At 61.1% G+C, this 18,134-nt stretch carries 17 protein-coding genes and 1 rRNA gene; 9 read left to right on the plus strand and 9 right to left on the minus strand.

Features of this window, described 5'->3' with window-relative positions; translation table 11 throughout:
• Positions 1–7 precede the first annotated feature (7 nt).
• Positions 8–123 (plus strand): 5S ribosomal RNA (gene rrf, locus DDE76_RS18075).
• A 92-nt stretch (positions 124–215) separates the two neighbouring features.
• Here rrf and DDE76_RS18080 read toward each other — a convergent pair.
• From DDE76_RS18080 to DDE76_RS18100, 5 genes are all read right to left on the minus strand, one after another.
• On the minus strand, positions 216–1,073 hold the full coding sequence (locus DDE76_RS18080; RefSeq protein WP_108463716.1) for an HNH endonuclease: 858 nt from the start codon (positions 1,071–1,073) through the stop codon (positions 216–218).
• Between the two features lie 100 nt (positions 1,074–1,173).
• Positions 1,174–2,040, minus strand: a complete 867-nt coding sequence (locus DDE76_RS18085) for an ABC transporter ATP-binding protein (RefSeq protein WP_104892206.1) — start codon at positions 2,038–2,040, stop codon at positions 1,174–1,176.
• A complete protein-coding gene (locus DDE76_RS18090; RefSeq protein ID WP_210200309.1) occupies positions 2,037–3,065 on the minus strand; it encodes an ABC transporter substrate-binding protein in 1,029 nt (342 codons plus the stop codon). Before DDE76_RS18090 ends, DDE76_RS18085 begins: the two co-directional genes overlap by 4 nt.
• A 27-nt stretch (positions 3,066–3,092) precedes the next feature.
• Entirely contained in the window at positions 3,093–3,866 is a 774-nt protein-coding gene (locus DDE76_RS18095) for an ABC transporter permease (RefSeq protein ID WP_245892063.1), read from the minus strand.
• Positions 3,867–4,048: 182 nt separating this feature from the next.
• Positions 4,049–4,756 carry a FadR/GntR family transcriptional regulator gene (locus DDE76_RS18100; RefSeq protein ID WP_158672383.1) on the minus strand — a complete coding sequence of 236 codons (708 nt, stop codon included), beginning with the start codon at positions 4,754–4,756 and terminating at the stop codon, positions 4,049–4,051.
• Between the two features lie 491 nt (positions 4,757–5,247).
• On the opposite strand from DDE76_RS18100, the gene chvE reads away from it, so the two are divergent.
• From chvE to mmsB, 3 genes are all read left to right on the plus strand, one after another.
• Positions 5,248–6,324 (plus strand): multiple monosaccharide ABC transporter substrate-binding protein, encoded by a 1,077-nt coding sequence (chvE, locus tag DDE76_RS18105; RefSeq protein WP_104892202.1) that lies wholly within the window; start codon positions 5,248–5,250, stop codon positions 6,322–6,324.
• A 152-nt stretch (positions 6,325–6,476) separates the two neighbouring features.
• Positions 6,477–8,009 (plus strand): multiple monosaccharide ABC transporter ATP-binding protein, encoded by a 1,533-nt coding sequence (gene mmsA, locus DDE76_RS18110; protein WP_104892201.1) that lies wholly within the window; start codon positions 6,477–6,479, stop codon positions 8,007–8,009.
• Positions 8,006–9,289: a multiple monosaccharide ABC transporter permease gene (mmsB, locus tag DDE76_RS18115; protein ID WP_104892200.1), complete on the plus strand. Its 1,284-nt coding sequence runs from the start codon at positions 8,006–8,008 to the stop codon at positions 9,287–9,289. The genes mmsA and mmsB overlap by 4 nt, the downstream gene beginning before the upstream one ends.
• 218 nt (positions 9,290–9,507) lie before the next feature.
• Here the strand turns inward: mmsB and DDE76_RS18120 are convergent, their stop codons facing one another.
• Positions 9,508–10,455, minus strand: a complete 948-nt coding sequence (locus DDE76_RS18120; RefSeq protein WP_104892199.1) for a sodium-dependent bicarbonate transport family permease — start codon at positions 10,453–10,455, stop codon at positions 9,508–9,510.
• A 97-nt stretch (positions 10,456–10,552) separates the two neighbouring features.
• Here DDE76_RS18120 and DDE76_RS18125 point away from each other — a divergent pair, with 97 nt between their 5' ends.
• The 3 genes from DDE76_RS18125 (at position 10,553) to DDE76_RS18135 (ending at position 13,156) form a co-directional block, all read left to right on the plus strand.
• Positions 10,553–11,443, plus strand: coding sequence for a LysR family transcriptional regulator (locus tag DDE76_RS18125; protein ID WP_342748409.1), 891 nt, complete (start codon positions 10,553–10,555; stop codon positions 11,441–11,443).
• A 215-nt stretch (positions 11,444–11,658) separates the two neighbouring features.
• A complete protein-coding gene (locus DDE76_RS18130) occupies positions 11,659–12,144 on the plus strand; it encodes a TerB family tellurite resistance protein (protein WP_104892198.1) in 486 nt (161 codons plus the stop codon).
• Between the two features lie 40 nt (positions 12,145–12,184).
• Positions 12,185–13,156 carry a TerC family protein gene (locus tag DDE76_RS18135; protein WP_104892197.1) on the plus strand — a complete coding sequence of 324 codons (972 nt, stop codon included), beginning with the start codon at positions 12,185–12,187 and terminating at the stop codon, positions 13,154–13,156.
• A gap of 261 nt (positions 13,157–13,417) precedes the next feature.
• Here the strand turns inward: DDE76_RS18135 and DDE76_RS19830 are convergent, their stop codons facing one another.
• Complete coding sequence (locus DDE76_RS19830) at positions 13,418–13,621, minus strand: hypothetical protein (RefSeq protein WP_210202707.1); 204 nt, start codon at positions 13,619–13,621, stop codon at positions 13,418–13,420.
• Here DDE76_RS19830 and DDE76_RS18140 point away from each other — a divergent pair.
• Positions 13,526–15,139 (plus strand): methyl-accepting chemotaxis protein, encoded by a 1,614-nt coding sequence (locus DDE76_RS18140; protein ID WP_245892069.1) that lies wholly within the window; start codon positions 13,526–13,528, stop codon positions 15,137–15,139. The two genes, DDE76_RS19830 and DDE76_RS18140, sit on opposite strands and share 96 nt — an antisense overlap.
• A 224-nt stretch (positions 15,140–15,363) precedes the next feature.
• Entirely contained in the window at positions 15,364–16,032 is a 669-nt protein-coding gene (locus DDE76_RS18145; RefSeq protein ID WP_104892195.1) for an SDR family oxidoreductase, read from the plus strand.
• Between the two features lie 168 nt (positions 16,033–16,200).
• On the opposite strand, the gene otnC is transcribed toward DDE76_RS18145, so the two are convergent.
• Positions 16,201–16,839: a 3-oxo-tetronate 4-phosphate decarboxylase gene (gene otnC, locus DDE76_RS18150; RefSeq protein ID WP_104892194.1), complete on the minus strand. Its 639-nt coding sequence runs from the start codon at positions 16,837–16,839 to the stop codon at positions 16,201–16,203.
• Positions 16,836–18,101, minus strand: coding sequence for a 3-oxo-tetronate kinase (gene otnK / locus DDE76_RS18155; RefSeq protein WP_104892193.1), 1,266 nt, complete (start codon positions 18,099–18,101; stop codon positions 16,836–16,838). Before otnK ends, otnC begins: the two co-directional genes overlap by 4 nt.
• Positions 18,102–18,134 lie beyond the last annotated feature (33 nt).

The following is an 18,134-nucleotide window of genomic DNA, read 5'->3' on the forward strand; positions in this document are numbered from 1 at the left end:
TCGCTGACCTTGTGGTTCTTGCGAGGGGCCCAGGACCCGATCCCATCCCGAACTCGACCGTCAAATCCCTCCGCGCCAATGGTACTAAGTCTCAAGACTTGGGAGAGTAGGTCACTGCAAGGTCTGCCAAAAACACGCAAATCTCGTCACAATCCAAAACAAACAAAAGCCCCCGCAAAAGCGGGGGCTTTTTGCGTTTGGCCTCGGCCCATGACCTATCCCAGAAACACGTGCTCGCGATGAAACTGCAAATGCTCGGCCCGCGGCCAGGCTTGCACTGCATTGGGGAAGCGCGCCGCCTGACGTCCATGCAGTTGCCGGCGCAGCGGGGGCGGAGCCAGACTGCTCAGGATAATCCCGCCGGCATCGGCCAGGGTGAACCCACCGCGATCGTAAAACCAGTGATGCGTGCGGCACATGGGCATGGCATTGGTCAGTTCGTCCGGTCCGCCATGCGCCAGTGCCCGCAAATGACAGACCTCCACCTCATGGGCACCAATCGCGTGCATGGAGTTGTCGTCCCCGCAGACTGCACAGGCGGTGCCATAGGCCTGCAATACGGACCAGCGCAACCGGACATTGCGCAATATAGTGTCCTTGGCGCGACGAGCGGATATAGGCGCCAACCCGTCTAAATGGCGGAATGGCGGTGCCGGCGGCATATCGAACCCGTCTATGACACAATTCTGGTTGGCAAGTGCCGTTGCGGCACCTTGGTCTTTTGGCAGCAGCGCTCGGATGTTGGGCGAAAAATAGCTGAAATCCAGGCTGCCATCCTCTCGATAGGCGCGGCTTTCAACCGGGACCGCAAGTGCTTCAAGCGAAACATGACGCGTGAAGTGGACGACATCATCCAGCATCAGAAACATGAAACGGCGCTGCGTCATGTCGGGAGCAACATCGGCCAGGATTGCTGTTGCGAAATAGCCATGGCGGGGTTCGTCTCGCGGCGCATAGAGCAGCACGCGTTCTCCGATGCTGTTCAGCGCCAGCTCCTTGTTGCGATTGTCCATGCGGACGCGGTTGAGTGATCTTTGACGCGTGGGACGGACATTGAGCACGGCCACAGGCATACGCAGTTCTCCTTGCACGGAGAGCTACGTAGAAGATCTATTGGAAACAGTCGCTTAACTGAGCATGGCGGTCCGGTCCTGTCCACTTGCCTGGTCCAGGTCAGCCGCCTTCCCCATCTGCTTGGACATGTCGTCCGAAAAACGCCGATGCCGGATCGGCCAGCACCAAGTCCCGGATTCGCGACCATAAATGCTCACGCAATTGGCTATATTCTGCGGCCCTTCGGGCATCGGTGCTGCGACGCGGCCGCGGCAGATGGATCGGCAGGTCTTCGAGCACGGCGCCCCCACCCATCACGATCACCCGGTCGGCCAGCAGCAGGGCCTCATCCACGCTATGGGTCACAAACAGCACCGTGGGGCGTTGGCGCTCCCACAACGCCAGCAGGTCATCCTGCATCAATTCGCGCGTCTGGGCGTCCAGGCTCGCAAAGGGTTCATCCATCAGCAGCACACCGGGCCGGCCAATCAGCGCCCGCGCCAGCGCCACGCGTTGCCGCATGCCGCCTGACAACTGGGCCGGATAGTGATCGTCCCATCCCGCCAGCCCAACCTGCTCAAGCTGCGCCTGCACACGTTGCTTCAGCTCTGTCCCATCAAGGCCCCGCCCTTCGAGGGCGAAGCCGACATTGTCCCTCACACTGCGCCAGGGGATGAGACGGAAGTTCTGAAATACCATGCCGATGGCCGGACCCGGCCGCGGCGGCGCATCGCCGATCGCGATCCGGCCGGTGTCCGGTTCCAACAGCCCGTCCGCAAGACGCAGCAAAGTGCTCTTGCCACAGCCCGAAGGGCCGATCAGGGCGACGAATTGCTGTTCGGCGATCTCGAGATCGACTTCCCGCACCGCACTGGTCCGCGCGCCATTGCCCGCGATAAATGCCTTGCTGACGCCGGCAAAGCGAATGCCCCGTCCGCGAGACGTTGAAGTGTCGCCAGCGTCGGGCACGGGCGGGGAAGGGCTCATCGATCCGCAGGGTCCATAGCGTCGGCCGTCCCGAGGGAGGCCAGTGCTGCATCGACTGGCGCAAAGCTCACCCAGTCTTCCAGCGCCAGTGGGGGGACTGCAAAGAAATCCTCGGTGCCATAGAGCCAGTCTGCCGTATAGGCCAGCTCATCGGCGCTCATCCCGCCATTGACGCTCCAGCTTGTGGCAAAGCTTGTCACCAACGCATCCAGCACGCCCGTGTCGGCATCGGGCAGGGCCTCGGACATGCCGTCCACCCAGAGTTGCGGATCGGCCGCAAAATCGCGGCTGATGCGGATCAGGGCCCGGATGACGGCGGCCACGTCCTCGGGGCGTTCGGCCAGCACTTTGCCTGGTACGGCATTGACTTTGTTGACCAGCGGCGCCGCGGCGAAATAGGCGTCCTGGTCGACCAGCACATGTAGGCCAGTGGTGTCAGGCAGGCTCAACCAGGTGCCGATCGACATGGTGGTGGCGTCGATCTGGCCCGCGGCCAGAGCCTGGGCACGCACATTGGGCTGGCCCAGGCTGACGATTTGGGACTGTTCGATATCGGCCCCCATGCTGTCGAGCACCAGGCTGGATAGCGAATGGTCAAGACTCCCGATCCGGCCGACGCCGAAGCTGGCGCCGGCCAGGTTCTCCACGGTCGTTATGTTATCCCTGGCTGCAATCAGAAACGGCAGTGCCTTGTTGGGCGATACCACCGCGCGCAGATCGGTGGCCCCGGCGGAAATGGCCTGCAGCAAGGCATCCACCCCGATATTGGCCATTTCGCCTTCGCCCGCCTGCAGGGCCGCCAGAGCCGAGGGGGTCTGCTGCACGCGGACCAGTTCGACATTGACGCCTTCCTGATCGAAATAGCCAAGCGCATCAGCCAGATCCATCACCGAATTGGGCACCAAAGGTGGCTCAAGATGGGTGACGATCAGGCGAAACGGCGCATCCGACTGGGCCAATGCGCACGTGGTGAACGCGCCCAGAAGAAGAAATGGCGCGAGGCGGCGGAAGAGCATGGATGGCATTGGAGCAAGTCTCGTTTTCTTTGGTATTCAGTTCGACCAGCGGGTCAGGCGGAGTTCGAGCAGGCGCAGCACTTCGGTGACGACGACCCCGATTGCGGCCAGCGTGAGGACGATCACAAAATACTCGGCCATACGGAAAGTATTGCCATAAAGGGCCAGCAGCCCGCCAAGCCCTGTCACGGCGGTGTAGAGCTCGGCGACCACCGTGTTGATCAGGCCGATTGTTGCCCCGATACGCAGGCCCGCCAGCACATAGGGCACGGCGCCGGGCAGCACGATGGCCTTGAAGATGCGACTGCGTGAAGCGCCCACGCTGCGGGCCATTTCGACCAGGTCCGGGTCTGCCTGGCGCACTCCGGCATAGGTATTGATGATGATCGGCATGACCGCGCCGAGAAACACCACGAACAGCTTGGCCTCGATGCCCAGCCCCAGCGTGAGGATGATGAGCGGAATGAACGCCACTCGGGGCGTTGCCGCAAGTGCATAGACATAGATCTCGATGGTTCGGCCCAACAGGCCAAACGCGCCCATGACAATGCCCAGTGGCAGGGCAAACGCGACGGCCAGCACAAAGCCGCCCAGATAGGTAACCAGGCTGGCCCCGAGTGCTCCCGGCAGCCGGCCATCAGCCCAAAGCCGCACGGCGGCCTCAAGTGTCTCGAGCGGCGAAGGGATGATATTGCGGCTGACATTGTCGGCGGCCAGTGCCCAGAGCAGCAAGAGCAGCGCCAGAACGCCCAGCCTCATGGCCGCGATCAGCCAGGGCGGGGCAGAAGCACTTTCCGAACGTCTAGCCAATGCCGGCCCTCCGTTTATTGGGCTGTGGTCCCGCTGCAGGATCGCGGCCCGTCAGGAGCAGATCGATACGCATCTGATCAGCAAGGGCCAGGGAAATCTGTACCACTGGCGATAAGCGCGCACCGGCATGCGCGTCAACCGGCATAGTGCTTTGTCGCGGTACCTGTGGGCCAACCAATCAATCAGGTCGGCTGGTCGGCCACGTTCGAGAGTGCATTGCGAATATCGTTCTCGGTATCCTTCAAATGCTGGCGCATGGCCTCGCCAGCCGCCCGCGCATTGCCCGCCCGGATGGCCTCGAGAATACGTTCATGCCAGGCAATGGTGTCGTGCAGTGTATGCCCGCGATTGGCGTGACCACGCCGGCTGATCTGGATGCCATGCCTGAGCTGGGCGGACATGGCCTCGAACAGATAGCCCAATATGCGATTGCCACTGGCCAGGGCGATCGCCTCGTGGAACCCCACATCGAAGTCGTGGAAGCGTCGGTCGGCCGCCGGGTCCCCGGCCATAGCCGCATCGGCATGGTCATGCATACCGCGCAACGCGCTTTCAATGGCCGCAATCCCGGCGCGATTGGCGCGCTTGGCGGCCAGGGTTGCGCTCTGCACTTCGAGCGAAAGCCGCACCTCGATCAGGTCGAACAGACTCTTGGAATCATTGTGCAGCAATGATGTCAGAAAGTCCGAAAAGGCGGTGCCATCCGGCTCTCGCACCACGGCTTTCCGGCCCCGTGCAATATCCAGCAGGCCGCGTCCTGCCAGTAGCTTGACTGCCTCGCGAATGGTCAGGCGGCTGACGGCGTAGCGGCTGGCCAGTTCCGCTTCGCTGGGCAAGCTGGCGCCCGGCGTCAATGCAGTGAGGATTTCGTTGGCAAGGTCGTCCGCCACCTCTGCCGCAGCGCTTCCTTGTCCGGGCGACGACCCACTCTTCGACTGTATCATGTTTCTAAACTTATCAGATATCTTGAGGTGTTTGTCGCCCTTTTTGTAGGTCATTGCAACTCTCGATTGCGCCTTGTTTGATTTTTTGTGAATGGTCTGTGCGCCGTGGCGTATGGCCTTGATTTTTTTGCGATAGTCGAAAAATAAAGCGGCGGGCGCGTCCGTGCTTTACAAGCCTATCTGATTATTCTAGCTTCCTGCGCGTGGACTTGGGAGAGTCCATGGCGGCGAGCCGCCGTCTGTACCGGAGGATTTCAAGCAGATCGTCACGGCAATGTCCCTTGGGGGCATTGACCTGTTCCAGATGCGGCGTCAGCCGGCGTTCGATGGTGCGGGCCTTAGGTCGTGCCATCGATGCGCAGGTCAGGACTGCGTGAATCTTCCAAACCCAGAAGACGACAAACAACCAATCTCGAAAGTTTTTAGGGAGTCGAGACGTGAAGGTTCTCAAATCAATTGCGACGCTGTTCGCCGCGGGTGCGCTGGTCGCGTCCGCCGCCACTGGCGCCTTTGCCCAGGACAAGGGCCAGATCGGCATTGCCATGCCGACCCAGTCGTCGCTGCGCTGGATCTCGGACGGCAACGAGCTCAAGACCGCGCTCGAAGGCATGGGTTACACCGTCGACCTGCAATATGCGGAAGACGACATTCCCAACCAGCTCGCTCAGATCGAAAACATGGTGACCAAGGGCGTCAAGGCTCTCGTGGTGGCCTCGATCGATGGCACCACGCTCTCGGCGGTCCTGCAGAACGCTGCCGATCAGGGCGTCAAGGTCATTGCCTATGACCGTCTGATCCTTGAAAGCCCGAATGTCGACTACTACACCACCTTCGACAATTTCCAGGTGGGCGTGCTTCAGGCCAATAGCCTGGTCAAGGGTCTCGAAGCCCGCTTTGGCGATGACAAGCCTTGGAATGTCGAGCTGTTTGGCGGTTCGCCGGACGACAACAACGCCTTCTTCTTCTATGACGGCGCCATGGCCGTGCTGCAGCCGATGATCGACGCTGGTGACATCGTCATCAAGTCGGGCCAGCAGGGCATGGAGCAGGTCGGTACGCTGCGTTGGGACGGCGCCGTCGCCCAGGCACGCATGGACAATATCCTCTCTGCCAACTATTCGGACGGCAGCCGCGTGCATGGCGTGCTGTCCCCCTATGATGGCCTGAGCCGCGGCATCATCTCCTCGCTGCGTGGCGTGGGCTATGGCTCGGGCGATCTGTCCTGGCCGATCATCACCGGCCAGGATGCGGAAACCCCCTCGGTCAAGGCGATCATCGCCGGCGAGCAGTACTCGACCGTGTTCAAGGACACTCGCGAACTGGCCCAGTACACCGCTCAGCTCATCAACACCGTGCTCTCGGGCGAAGAGCCGACCGGTCTGGACACCTCGACCTACGACAATGGCGTCAAGGTCGTGCCCTCGATCCTGCTGACCCCGTATGAAGTCGATATCAGCAACTACGAAGAACGCGTGATCGCTTCGGGCTACATCAAGGCCGAAGAGCTGCAGTAAGCAGTTCTCAAACAAGGGATCCCGTTCATTCGGGGTCCCTATTCACGCTATTTCACCGGGCTTTCCAATTGTCCATGGGCGAGCGGAGGGCCGGGTTCACAAGTGCAAAACCCGGTGAACCCATTGTCGGTCACTGAAATGACAGGGTCAGCATGACCAAGACCATTCTGGAGATGCGCGGCATCACCAAGACCTTCCCCGGCGTCAAGGCGCTCTCCGACGTCAACCTGGACGTGCGCGAGGGGGAGATTCACGCCATTTGCGGCGAGAACGGCGCGGGCAAGTCCACCTTGATGAAGGTGCTCAGCGGGGTCTATCCCACAGGCTCGTATGACGGGCAGATCATCTATCAGGGTGAAGAGCAGCACTTCAAATCGATCAGCGACAGCGAGCACAAGGGCATCGTCATCATCCATCAGGAGCTGGCGCTGGTGCCGCTGCTCTCGATTGCCGAGAACATCTTTCTGGGCAATGAGCAGGCCAGGGGCGGCATCATCGATTGGGACGAGACCCGCGATGGTGCCCGCAAGCTCCTCAAGATGGTCGGGCTCAAGGAAGACCCCGACACGCTGATTACCAATATCGGGGTGGGCAAGCAGCAGCTCGTCGAGATCGCCAAGGCGCTCTCCAAGCAGGTGCAATTGCTCATTCTGGACGAGCCTACCGCATCGCTCTCCGAAAAGGACAGCCAGGCGCTGCTCGACCTTCTGCTCGAATTCAAGAAGCAGGGCATCACCTCGATCATCATCAGCCACAAGCTGAACGAAATCTCCCGCATTGCCGACCGCGTGACCGTGATCCGCGACGGCAAGGCCATCGAGACGATGAACACCGAGGACATCACCGAGGATCGTATCATCACCTCGATGGTGGGCCGCGCGCTCAATGATCGCTATCCCAAGCGCACCCCGAATGTCGGCGAAGTGGTGCTTGAGGTGCGCAACTGGAACGTCTTCCATCCCCAGCATCGCGAGCGCCAGATCATCCGCGACGTCAATATCAATCTGCGCAAGGGCGAGGTTGTCGGCATTGCCGGCCTGATGGGCTCGGGCCGTACCGAATTTGCCATGAGCGTCTTCGGCAAATCCTACGGCCAGAAGATTTCCGGCGAAGTCTTCGTCAACGGCCAGAAGGTGGATACCTCGAGTGTCGACAAGTCGATCCGCAATGGCATTGCCTACGCCACCGAGGACCGCAAGACCTATGGCCTCAATCTGATCGATCACATCAAGCACAACACCACCATCGCCAATCTGATGGGGGTGTCGCGCTGGGGCGTGATCGATGATCTGGCCGAGCTCGACGCGGCCAATGATTACCGCAAGAAGACCAATATCCGCTCCTCCAGCGTCTATCAGGTCGTGGGCAATCTCTCCGGCGGCAATCAGCAGAAGGTGGTGTTGAGCAAATGGCTCTACGCCAACCCTGATGTGCTCATTCTCGATGAGCCGACCCGTGGCATCGACGTGGGTGCCAAATACGAAATCTACACCATCATCAATCAGCTCGCCGCCCAGGGGAAGGCGATCCTGGTGATCTCCTCGGAAATGCCCGAGCTCCTGGGCATCACCGACCGTCTCTATGTTATGAATGAAGGCCGCATCGTGGGCGAAATGCCCACCAGCGAGGCGAGCCAGGAAAAGATCATGCGCTCCATCGTGCGCGCCGAAGGAAAGGCATCATGACAACCGAAACTGCACCGACCGGAACCGGTTCCGCGGCCCAGCCGGCTCAGGCCCATGAAATGACGTTGATTGGCGCCCTGCGCGCCAATATGCGTGATTACGGGCTGCTGCTGGCCTTGATCCTCATCATGCTGTTCTTCCAGTATTTCACCAATGGCGTGCTGTTCAAGCCGGTGAACCTGACCAACATCATCCTGCAGAACAGCTACATCATCGTGATGGCGCTGGGCATGCTACTGGTCATCGTGGCCGGTCACATCGACCTTTCGGTCGGTTCGGTCTCCGGCTTCATCGGCGCCCTTGCCGCCATGCTCATGGTAGGCTGGGACTTCCCGCCCGAGCTGGCCTTCCTGGCCCATCCCCTGATTGCTGGAGCCATCTGTCTTGTGGCCGGTGCGGCCATTGGGGCCGCGCAGGGCTACATCATTGCCTATCACCGCGTGCCCGCCTTCATCGTCACGCTGGCCGGAATGCTGATCTTCAAGGGGCTATCGCTGGCTATCCTGGCCGGCAAGTCGGTTGGTCCGTTCCCGGCCGAGTTCCAGATGCTCTCGGCCGGCTTCATCCCCGATATCGTTGGCCCCATCACCATGCCCTGGCTGGCCGAAAACGGGCAGAACGTGGTGCTGCACTCCACCACCATGGTCATCGCCATCCTGGCCATTGTCGGCATGGTGTTCTTCTCGATCCGCGGACGTGGCCGTCGTCTGGCGCGCGGCTACGACGTTGAGCCGTTCAGCCTGTTCATCATCAAGAATGTGGTGATTGCGGCGCTGGTGCTGTTCTTCGCCTATATGCTCGCCTCCTATCGCGGCCTGCCCAATGTGCTGGTGGTGATGGGCGTTTTGATTGCCTTCTTCGTGTTCATGACCAAGCGCCTGACCTTTGGCCGCCGCATCTACGCCCTTGGCGGCAATCTCAAGGCCGCGGCGCTCTCGGGCATCAAGACCGAACGCACCACCTTCTATATCTTCGCCATCATGGGGGCCCTGGCGGCGCTTGCTGGCATGATCTATGCGGCCCGCCTCAATTCGGCGACTCCCAAGGCGGGGCAGGGTCTCGAACTCGACGTCATCGCGGCCGTCTTCATCGGCGGCGCATCGGCGCTGGGTGGTGTCGGACAGGTGGCCGGCGCGGTGATTGGCGCCTTCATCATGGGTGTGATGAACAACGGCATGTCGATCATGGGCGTCAACATCGACTGGCAGCAGATGATCAAGGGCGTGGTGCTGCTCGCAGCAGTGTTCTTCGATCTCTACAACAAGAACCGGTCAGCCTGACCCGGTTCAATCCCAAACGCGATGCCGCCGGGTTGGTCCCGGCGGCATCGGCCTGCATAGCGGCAGTCTGCCTGCTATGACACCCTTCCTGCATAATCAGCATCGACTTTCGCGCGTCGGATCTGCAGCCATGCGGCTTGGTGTCCGGGATCCTCGGGGCTCTGGCCCCAAGCCGCCAGTCAGGATGCGGCACGCTCAAAACCGATAGCTGCTTCAACTTAGGCCATAAGTCCCGCCAGTGCGGTCAACGCAGGAATGGCGACCAGGACGTTGAAGGGGAAGGTCACGGCAAGGGACATGGTGAGCGGCAGGCCCGGATCAACCTGGGGCAGGGCGATCCTGATGGCGGCTGGAGCCGCTATGTAGCTGGCACTGCCCGCCAGGATGGCAAGCGCCGTCGCGGAGCCAAAATCAAGGCCGATTGCAATGCCGATGAGGAGGCCGATCGCGCCGTTGGTGACCGCGAGCGCGATAGCGAGGGCGACAAGCCTTGGTGTGACGCTGCCGGCACCCGCCAGATGCCGCCCGGCCACCAACCCCATGTCGAGCAGGAAGAGGCACAGAATGCCGCCAAAGGCTCCTTCGAAGACAGGGCGCACCGGCTCAAATCCTCCAGGACCGGCAACAAGACCGATCAGGAAACCGCCCACCAGCAGCAGGATCGACCCATCGCGCAGTGTGTGCGACATGTGCTGGGTCAGTCCGGGCGCCTGCTTGCTGGATGTGCGCTGAGCCAGCCACAAACCGACCAGGATCGCCGGAGCCTCCATCAGGGCCAGCACGGCCACCATGAAGCCGGCAACCTGCAGTCCCGCTGCCTCCAGCGCTGCGACACCGGTTACGAAGGTGACGACCGATACCGATCCATAGTGGGCTGCGACTGCCCCGGCGTGCATCCTGTCGAGCCGCCCCAGCCGCCGGACGGACCAATAGGCCGGAAAGGGAAGCAGCAGGCTGAGGGCAAGGCCCGCCAGACCTGCCAGCAGGAGTTCGAATGTAAAGCCGCTCTGAGACACTTGCACCCCGCCCTTGAGGCCGATGGCGGCCATGAGATAGATCGCGAGCGCTTTTCCGATTGCTTCAGGCACCTGCAGGTTGCTGCGAACCAGTGCGGCAAGCAGCCCAAGAGCGAAGAACAGGATGGCGGGGGATAACAAGCTCTGCATGGAACGACCTAAGCTGGGTTTTGTTTGCAGCCGCTCTAAATCAAATCTCGTGTTCGAAAAAATTCATTGATTGAATAGAAACGTTCACTAAATTCGAATGGTGTCGTCGCTCAACTTTCATCACCTGCGCTATTTCCTGGCGGTGGCCCGTGAGGGCAATCTGACACGTGCGGCGCGCAATCTGTCCGTGTCGCAGTCTGCCCTGTCCACTCAGATCCAGATGCTGGAGGCCAGGCTTGGCCATGCGCTGTTCGAGCGTGTGGGGCGCCGTCTGGTCCTGACCGAGGCGGGGCGGATCGCGCTCGACCATGCCCAGGCCATATTCGACATGGGTGAGGACCTGCTGACAACGCTCCGGGTTGGGTCCGGTCGTCGCCAGGTGCTGCGTGTGGGCGCCCTTGCCACTCTGTCTCGAAACTTTCAGATCGATTTCCTGCGCCCGTGTCTGGGCCGCCCCGATCTTGAGGTCGTGCTGACATCGGGGAGCCTGATGGAATTGACGGGCATGCTGCGCCGGCTGGATCTCGACGTTGTGCTGTGCAACGCCGCTCCCGCGACAGGCTATGCAGATGGCCTGGTTGCCCACCGCCTTGCGCGACAACCCATCAGCCTGTTCGGCGCTCCGGCGCTGAACTGCCGGGCCACGGATCCGGCCAAGGCTCTGCAGCAACATGGCGTCATCCTGCCGACAGGCGCGAGCAATATCCGAACCGAGTTTGATGCACTCTGTGCCCGCCTCGACATCGTTCCTTCGGTCGTGGCCGAAGTGGACGACATGGCGATGCTGCGCCTCATGGCCCGTGAGGCGATCGGCCTAGCCCCGCTGCCTGAGATTGTCGTGCGCGACGAACTCGATGCAGGCAGTCTTCGCGAAGTCGTCCGCCTGCCTGGCATTGAGGAGACCTTTTATGCCCTGACTTTCCAGCGGCAGTTTCAGAGCCCGGTGGCCGAAGAGCTGATCGCTGCGGCGTCACATTGGCCGGTCTGACAAAAAAAATCGGCGACCTCTTGCCGACCGTCTCCTGTGCACCAATCTCTTCTCCCGTGACCGGGCCCCTCTGGCGTCGGCGGCAATGTCCGCCACGCGATGTCGGATCACCTCGGCAGGGCCTGTGGGCATCTGCGTGTGGTGCCCCATCGATGTCCTGGTCCCCATGCGCACTCCCTCAGCTCCGCCCAGCGGCACCATGAGAGGAGATATGCATGACCAAAGACAAATCCCCCCACCAGAATGATCTGTTCCTGCGCGGCGTTCGCTTGAGGGCCCGGCATTCCGCAGATGCCCGCGAGATGCACCAGCAGGCCGACCGGGCGACCACCGAGGATTTCTTCCAGGCCCTTGTGGCCGCAGTCGCTGTCATCGCCCATGCGGATGGACGTCTCGCGCTGGCCGAAAGGCGCAAGCTGATGGAAGCTTTTATCGCCAGCCCCGCCATGCAGGGATTTTCAATCGCCGAGCTCGCCCAGGAACTGGCCGATCACAATCGGGCTTATGGCTATGACCCCCATAGTGCAGACAAGCGCGCATTGGACTGTTTGTCAGCCAGCGTGCTGAGTGGGGAGCAGCGTGAGACCATCCGGCAAATTTGCCATCAGGTGATTACCGCAGATGGCCTTGTTCACCCGGTAGAGCTGGGTGCCTTGCATCGGGTCCAAAGTGCCCTTGGCCTTGCGGGAGACGCGCGATGAGGCCTGCACTGACCCGTCAATACACCCGGGAGGGCAGCAAATGGACCTCCTGACCAACCTTTTCCTGGGGCAGCCTCTATGGATGTGGCTGGGTTTCCTCGGCCTTGTGATCGCCTTGCTGGCCTTCGACCTTGGTGTGCTGCATCGGGACGGGCACGAGATCGAGGTGCGCGAAAGCCTGTTGCTGTCCGGCTTCTATATCGCGCTTGGATTGGCCTTTGGCGGCTTTGTCTGGTGGCAACTGGGTGCCCAGTCTGGTGTCGAATATCTCACCGGTTTCGTGGTCGAAAAGAGCCTGGCCATGGACAATGTCTTCGTCATTGCGATGATTTTCGGCTATCTCGCCATTCCCCGCCATTTGCAGCATCGCGTGCTGTTCTGGGGCATATTGGGCGTCATCGTGCTGCGCGCGATCATGATCGGTCTGGGTGCCACTTTGGTGTCCGAATATGGCTGGATTCTCTACATCTTCGCCGCCTTCCTGATCTTCACCGGCATCCGGATGCTGATGATCGGGCACGAAGAGACGGACCTCAGCCAAAATCCGGTTCTGCTGTTCATGAAGAAGCGATTCCGGGTCACCGAGACCCTGCAGGGTGATCGCTTCTTTGTTCGTCAGGTCGATCCGGCGACAGGACGCATGGAGCGGTACATGACGCCGCTCTTTCTGGCGCTGGTCATGATCGAGATCGCGGACGTCATCTTTGCCGTGGATTCGGTGCCGGCAATTTTCGCCATCACCACCGATCCTTACATCGTCTATACGTCCAATATCTTCGCCATCCTTGGTCTGCGCGCGCTCTATTTCGCGCTGGCCGCCATCATTCATCGCTTTGCTTATCTCAAGCAGGCGCTGGCTGTACTGCTGGTGTTCATCGGGTCCAAGATCTTCCTGGCGGACCTGCTGGGCTGGGATAAATTCCCCGCCGAATGGTCGCTGTCCATCACGGCGGTGATCCTGGCAAGCGGGATTGCTTATTCGCTCTGGCGAACGGCACGCCCGCAGCATTGACACCGAAAGGGGGGCGCGGCTGGGCCGCGTCCCCCTTTCCCTTCGGTGCGGTCACAGCCCTTTGGTTGCGGAACGCGGCTCAGCTCACGCGGCCATCCGGCACACGGATCTGCCCAGGACAGATTTCGGCCAGCCTTCCTCATGCGTCGGGATTAGAAAACCGATCTCTTTCTCGTGATTGAAATGACTGATCAGGCCCGTCATGTCTTCATCACAAATTAACGCTGTTTGCCACATATGGTTACCTTTACTACATTGATTCTAAATGGGTTTTCTATGTTCAAGCGCCAGCGGACGAGTTAAGTCATTGGAGCATTCTCGGCCAGCGACACGCAGCTGACGCAGGCCCTGCACCGAGCGCAGGCGATCATCGAATTTCGCCTCGATGGCACAATCGTTGCAGCCAACGAGAACTTCCTTGCCTGCATGGGATATGGGCTTGAGGAAATCCTGGGGCGGCATCATTCAATGTTTGTGGACCAGGCCTATGGCCAATCTGCCGAATACAAGGCTTTCTGGAAGGGTTTGGCGGAGGGCCGGTTTCAGGCGGCCGAATATCGCCGGATCGCCAAGGGCGGGCGCGCGGTTTGGATCCAGGCCACCTACAATCCAATCTTCGACAAGACAGGCAAGCCAACCGGCGTCGTCAAATTTGCCACCGACGTGACTGAGCGCAAGCGGCGGGATGCCGATGCCCTTGGCCAGATCGAGGCCATTTCGCGCTCACAGGCTGTAATCGAGTTCGATCCGGACGGCACGATCTTGACCGCCAATGAGAATTTCTGTGCAGCGCTCGGCTACCGCATCGATGAGATCGTCGGAAAGCACCACCGCATCTTTGTCGCGCCCGAGGAATCTGCGCGGCCCGAATACAAGCTGTTCTGGGACCGTCTGCGAGATGGCCAGTTCCAACAGGCCGAATATCTGCGCATCGGCAAGGCCGGCAACGATGTCTGGATCCAGGCCACCTATAATCCGATCTTCAGTCCATCCGGCAGGATCTACAAGATCGTCAAATTTGCCACCGACGTCACCGCGCGCAAGCAGGCCGTAAGTGCCCTGGGCGGGCAACTCGACAACATGGCCAACGGACAACTGGCCGATCAACTCGCTGCCAGATTGCCCGGTGAGTTTGAGGATATTCGGGTTGCCCTCAAATCCACACTGGCCCAGTTCGCTCGCTTTGTCAGCGAGCTCAAGCGTTCCGCACAGGGGCTGCGCAGAGCGACGTCCAGTATTGCAGGGGGCGCGCGCAATCTTTCGGAGCGGACCGACAAGCAGCGCCATGCAGTCGAGAACACCGCCCAGGCTGTCAAGCGGCTGTCCGGAACAGTGGCAGACAACGCCGAGCGGGCGAAGTCGGCGAGCGAGAAGACGTTGGCTTCAGCCAGCATTGCAAACGAAGCCGGGGTGGTCATCGGCGACGCCAATAAAGCCATGGCCTCAATCTCTGAATCCTCGGCCAAGATTTCCAACATTATCGGGATCATCGACGACATCGCCTTCCAGACCAATCTGCTGGCCCTGAACGCCTCAGTGGAGGCGGCCCGCGCCGGAGAGGCAGGAAAGGGCTTTGCGGTTGTCGCCGTGGAAGTGCGCCGGCTGGCGCAATCAACGGCGACGGCTTCGTCCGAGGTCAAGTCACTGATCGAAGCATCCGGCAAGGAAGTTCACAAGGGGAGCCATCTCGTCTCCGAAGCACATGGCAAGGTGGATGCTCTGCTTGGCGCCATCGACGAGGCCAGCCGCCTGGTGGCCGAGATCGCCGACGCAACGCGAAATCAGGCTTCCACCATCGGCAGCGTGGCAGACGCGGTCGATCTCATTGATCAAATGACACGTCACAACATGAACCTGGTGAGCGAAACCAATGACGCCGTTGCCGAGGCAGATCATGAGGCCATGACCCTGGATCACATCGCGGACATTTTCACCATTCCCCCGCACGCATCGGCAGTTCCGGAAGCAAGGCGGGCTGTCTAGGCATCTCGCAGCACAGCATCGGGGCGCGTGCGCCGAACTCTTCAACCCTTTGGTCCGGCTCCGGCTGAACCCATCGTTGCCTCATTGCAGGGCGCCATGGACGCTGCAATTTTCCGGTCCTTGCCCCTGCGATTCGAGCCTGAGTGTGTTACGCCCATGGCATGGTGCTCCCTTGCCAATTCCGGGGGCACGTGAAGCGCGCTGATGTTCCGGGGAGAATGAGGATGAAGGTCTTTGTCATTGGAATCGCCGGCGGCGTAGGCCGTCGGCTCGCCAAAGCACTTATTGCCCAAGGTCACCAGGCCAACGGCCCGGTCAGGCGCCCCGAACAGATTGCCGCACTGGCCCGGAACGGCGTGCCCTCGTTCCAGGGCGACTTCCTTGCCATGTCGACCGAGGAGATCGCCCAGGCCATGTCCGGAAGCGACGCCATCGTGTTTACCGCAGGCGCGGGTGGGAAAGGCGGTATGGCGGCCACCACTGCCATCGATGGTGCGGGGCCGGGCAAACTGGCCAGGGCGGCAGGTCAGGCCGGCATAAAGCGCTTTGTGCTGGTTTCGGTCTTCCCCGAAGCCTGGCGCGAACGGCACATAAATGAGAATTTCGAACACTATATGGCTCAAAAGAAAAGGGCCGAAATCGATCTCGTCAATTCTGATCTCGACTGGGTGATCCTGCGACCTTCGGCCCTGACCAACGAACCGGGCACGGGACTGGTCGATTTGGGCCTTGCACAAATCCACAACGAGATTGCCCGCGACGACGTGGCCGCGACCATTGTCGAACTGCTCGAAACGCCAAAGATCGGCCGCATCATTCTCGAGGTGACCGGCGGCGGCACCGCCATCGGCGTGGCTGTCGATGCCCTGGCCCGATCCGCCGCAAAGGCCTGACCGAGGCCTGGATTGTGCAGGTTCTCACGATCCTCAACATCGCCTCGCAACCCCCAGGCTGGCGACTTGGTGCACAATTCTGGCCTGCCGAATTATGCCTCACCCCCCAGCGTCGCAGAAGGCACCATGTATTGGGTGGGCAACCGGCTTAGCCTGACGGCGCATGTATCAGGATTTTGCCGGAAACTTGGCCTCAAGCCGGGACACCTGCTCGGCGTCGAGGGGTCGGTAGTCTTGATCCTTCAACAGAAGATATAGCCGCGCCGACGCCTCCAGCTCTTCGACCGTGTGAACTGCATCCTCAAGGGAACTGCCTGCCACGACCGGACCGTGATTGGCGAGCAACACGCAGTGGTGTCTTGCCGCCAGATGGCGCACGGCTTCGGCCAATTCGGGGTCGCCGGGGGGGAAGTAGGGAACCAGCGGCAGTTTGCCCACGCGCATGACCTGATAGGCTGTCATCGCCGGCAAGACATTGTTGTGATCAAGGCCGCACAGGCAACTGACCGCAACCGAATGTGTCGAATGCAGATGGACAATGGCCCGGGCCCGGGGGCGTTCGCCATACATTGCCATGTGCAGGAAAGCCTCTTTTGTGGGAGGATCCCCGGACAGGAGTGTGCCGTCTGGGGCAATCCTGGAAATCTTGGCGGGGTCGATGGCGCCCATTGATGACCCGGTCGGGGTCATCAGCCAGCCATCGTCCAGGCGCAGGCTGATATTGCCAGTGGATCCATGGGTCAGGCCCCGGTCGAAGATCGCGCGGGCAAAGCTGGTAATTTGTTCGCGCTGTTTGGAATCACTCATTGCAACACATCCAGGGCATGCTCGAAGAAGCTGTCGCCACCGAAATTACCGCTTTTGAGCGCCAGGGCCACAGGTCTTTGCCCTATAGACCGGGTCCAGGGGACGCCAGGGGCGATAAGCTGACCAATGTGCAATGCCCTCACACCCAAGGCCGAAACGACGGCGCCGGAGGTTTCGCCGCCGGCAACCAGGAAACGGCCTGCGCCCTGGCGACGCAAACCCACGGCGATATCTCCGATTGCCTGCTCCATCATTGCGCCGGCACGTTCGCGGCCGTAGCGCGCCTGCGCCATGGCGACCGCTTCAGGATCCGCAGATCCGTATATGACCAGAGGAGATTGTTCCGGCTGCGCTGCTGCCCAGGTGAGTGCTTTGGTTGCAAAATGTTCGTCTTCGGCAATCGCATCGATATCGAGCCGGTAGGACGGCCAGAGTTCGCAGGCCCGGCGTAGCTGGTTGCGCGTTGCAGCCGAACAACTGCCCGCCAGGATGGCCGCACGTCCCGACCCGGAAATGGCCTGGGACGTCCCATCGCTGTGCAGCTTTCCTGCGCGCCGGAAATTGTCGGGCAGGCCCATGGCGATGGCCGACCCGCCGGTTATCAAGGGGTGATCGTGCACGGCCTGTCCGAGCCGGCGCAAATCGGCATCAGCGATGGCATCGGTGACGGCGTAGCCGCACCCGGCATCGCGCAGCCGTGCAAGCTCCGCGCGGATGGTGGTCACATCCTGGCCCACGACATCGTAGCGCACCAGACCGACGGGGCGTGCCGACTGGGCGGACATGAGGTCGACCAAACTCGAGCGCCGCATGGGGGTGAGCGGGTGGTTCCGCATCGGCGAATCCTGCAGCAACTGGTCGCCGACAAAAAGGTGACCGCGAAACACGGTTCGACCATTGGCCGGAAAGGCCGGGCAGACAATGGCCAGATCGATGCCCAGCGCCTGGGCCAGGGTATCCGCCACCGGCCCGATATTGCCGTCGTCCGTTGAGTCAAAGGTCGAGCAATATTTGAAGAAGATCTGTTCGGCGCCTGCTTCGCGCAGGGCGCCAAGGGCGGCCAGGGATTGCGTTGTGGCATCTCGCGCCGGCACTGTACGGGTCTTGAGTGCGACCACGACGGCGGCGGCGTCGCCCGCCAGCGCCATGGATGCCGCGTCCGGCACACCGATGAGCTGGACAACCGGCATGCCTTCGTGCGCCAGGATGCTGCCAAGGTCGGTCGCGCCAGTGAAATCGTCGGCAATTGCTCCCAGGAGCATCTTAGGTTTTCTCCAGCAGTGCCGGCAATGTAG

Source organism: Devosia indica (assembly GCF_003056405.1).
GTDB classification, from domain to species: domain Bacteria; phylum Pseudomonadota; class Alphaproteobacteria; order Rhizobiales; family Devosiaceae; genus Devosia; species Devosia indica.

What these genes read in the sequence shown, in the direction of transcription:
- DDE76_RS18080 (WP_108463716.1), bottom strand. Translation starts at nt 1,073, where the DNA reads ATGCCTGTGGCCGTGCTCAATGTCCGTCCCACGCGTCAAAGATCACTC.
- DDE76_RS18085 (WP_104892206.1), bottom strand. Translation starts at nt 2,040, where the DNA reads ATGAGCCCTTCCCCGCCCGTGCCCGACGCTGGCGACACTTCAACGTCT.
- DDE76_RS18090 (WP_210200309.1), bottom strand. Translation starts at nt 3,065, where the DNA reads ATGCCATCCATGCTCTTCCGCCGCCTCGCGCCATTTCTTCTTCTGGGC.
- mmsA (WP_104892201.1), top strand. Translation starts at nt 6,477, where the DNA reads ATGACCAAGACCATTCTGGAGATGCGCGGCATCACCAAGACCTTCCCC.
- mmsB (WP_104892200.1), top strand. Translation starts at nt 8,006, where the DNA reads ATGACAACCGAAACTGCACCGACCGGAACCGGTTCCGCGGCCCAGCCG.
- DDE76_RS18120 (WP_104892199.1), bottom strand. Translation starts at nt 10,455, where the DNA reads ATGCAGAGCTTGTTATCCCCCGCCATCCTGTTCTTCGCTCTTGGGCTG.
- DDE76_RS18125 (WP_342748409.1), top strand. Translation starts at nt 10,553, where the DNA reads ATGGTGTCGTCGCTCAACTTTCATCACCTGCGCTATTTCCTGGCGGTG.
- DDE76_RS18130 (WP_104892198.1), top strand. Translation starts at nt 11,659, where the DNA reads ATGACCAAAGACAAATCCCCCCACCAGAATGATCTGTTCCTGCGCGGC.
- DDE76_RS18135 (WP_104892197.1), top strand. Translation starts at nt 12,185, where the DNA reads ATGGACCTCCTGACCAACCTTTTCCTGGGGCAGCCTCTATGGATGTGG.
- DDE76_RS19830 (WP_210202707.1), bottom strand. Translation starts at nt 13,621, where the DNA reads ATGATGCCGCCCCAGGATTTCCTCAAGCCCATATCCCATGCAGGCAAG.
- DDE76_RS18145 (WP_104892195.1), top strand. Translation starts at nt 15,364, where the DNA reads ATGAAGGTCTTTGTCATTGGAATCGCCGGCGGCGTAGGCCGTCGGCTC.
- otnC (WP_104892194.1), bottom strand. Translation starts at nt 16,839, where the DNA reads ATGAGTGATTCCAAACAGCGCGAACAAATTACCAGCTTTGCCCGCGCG.
- otnK (WP_104892193.1), bottom strand. Translation starts at nt 18,101, where the DNA reads ATGCTCCTGGGAGCAATTGCCGACGATTTCACTGGCGCGACCGACCTT.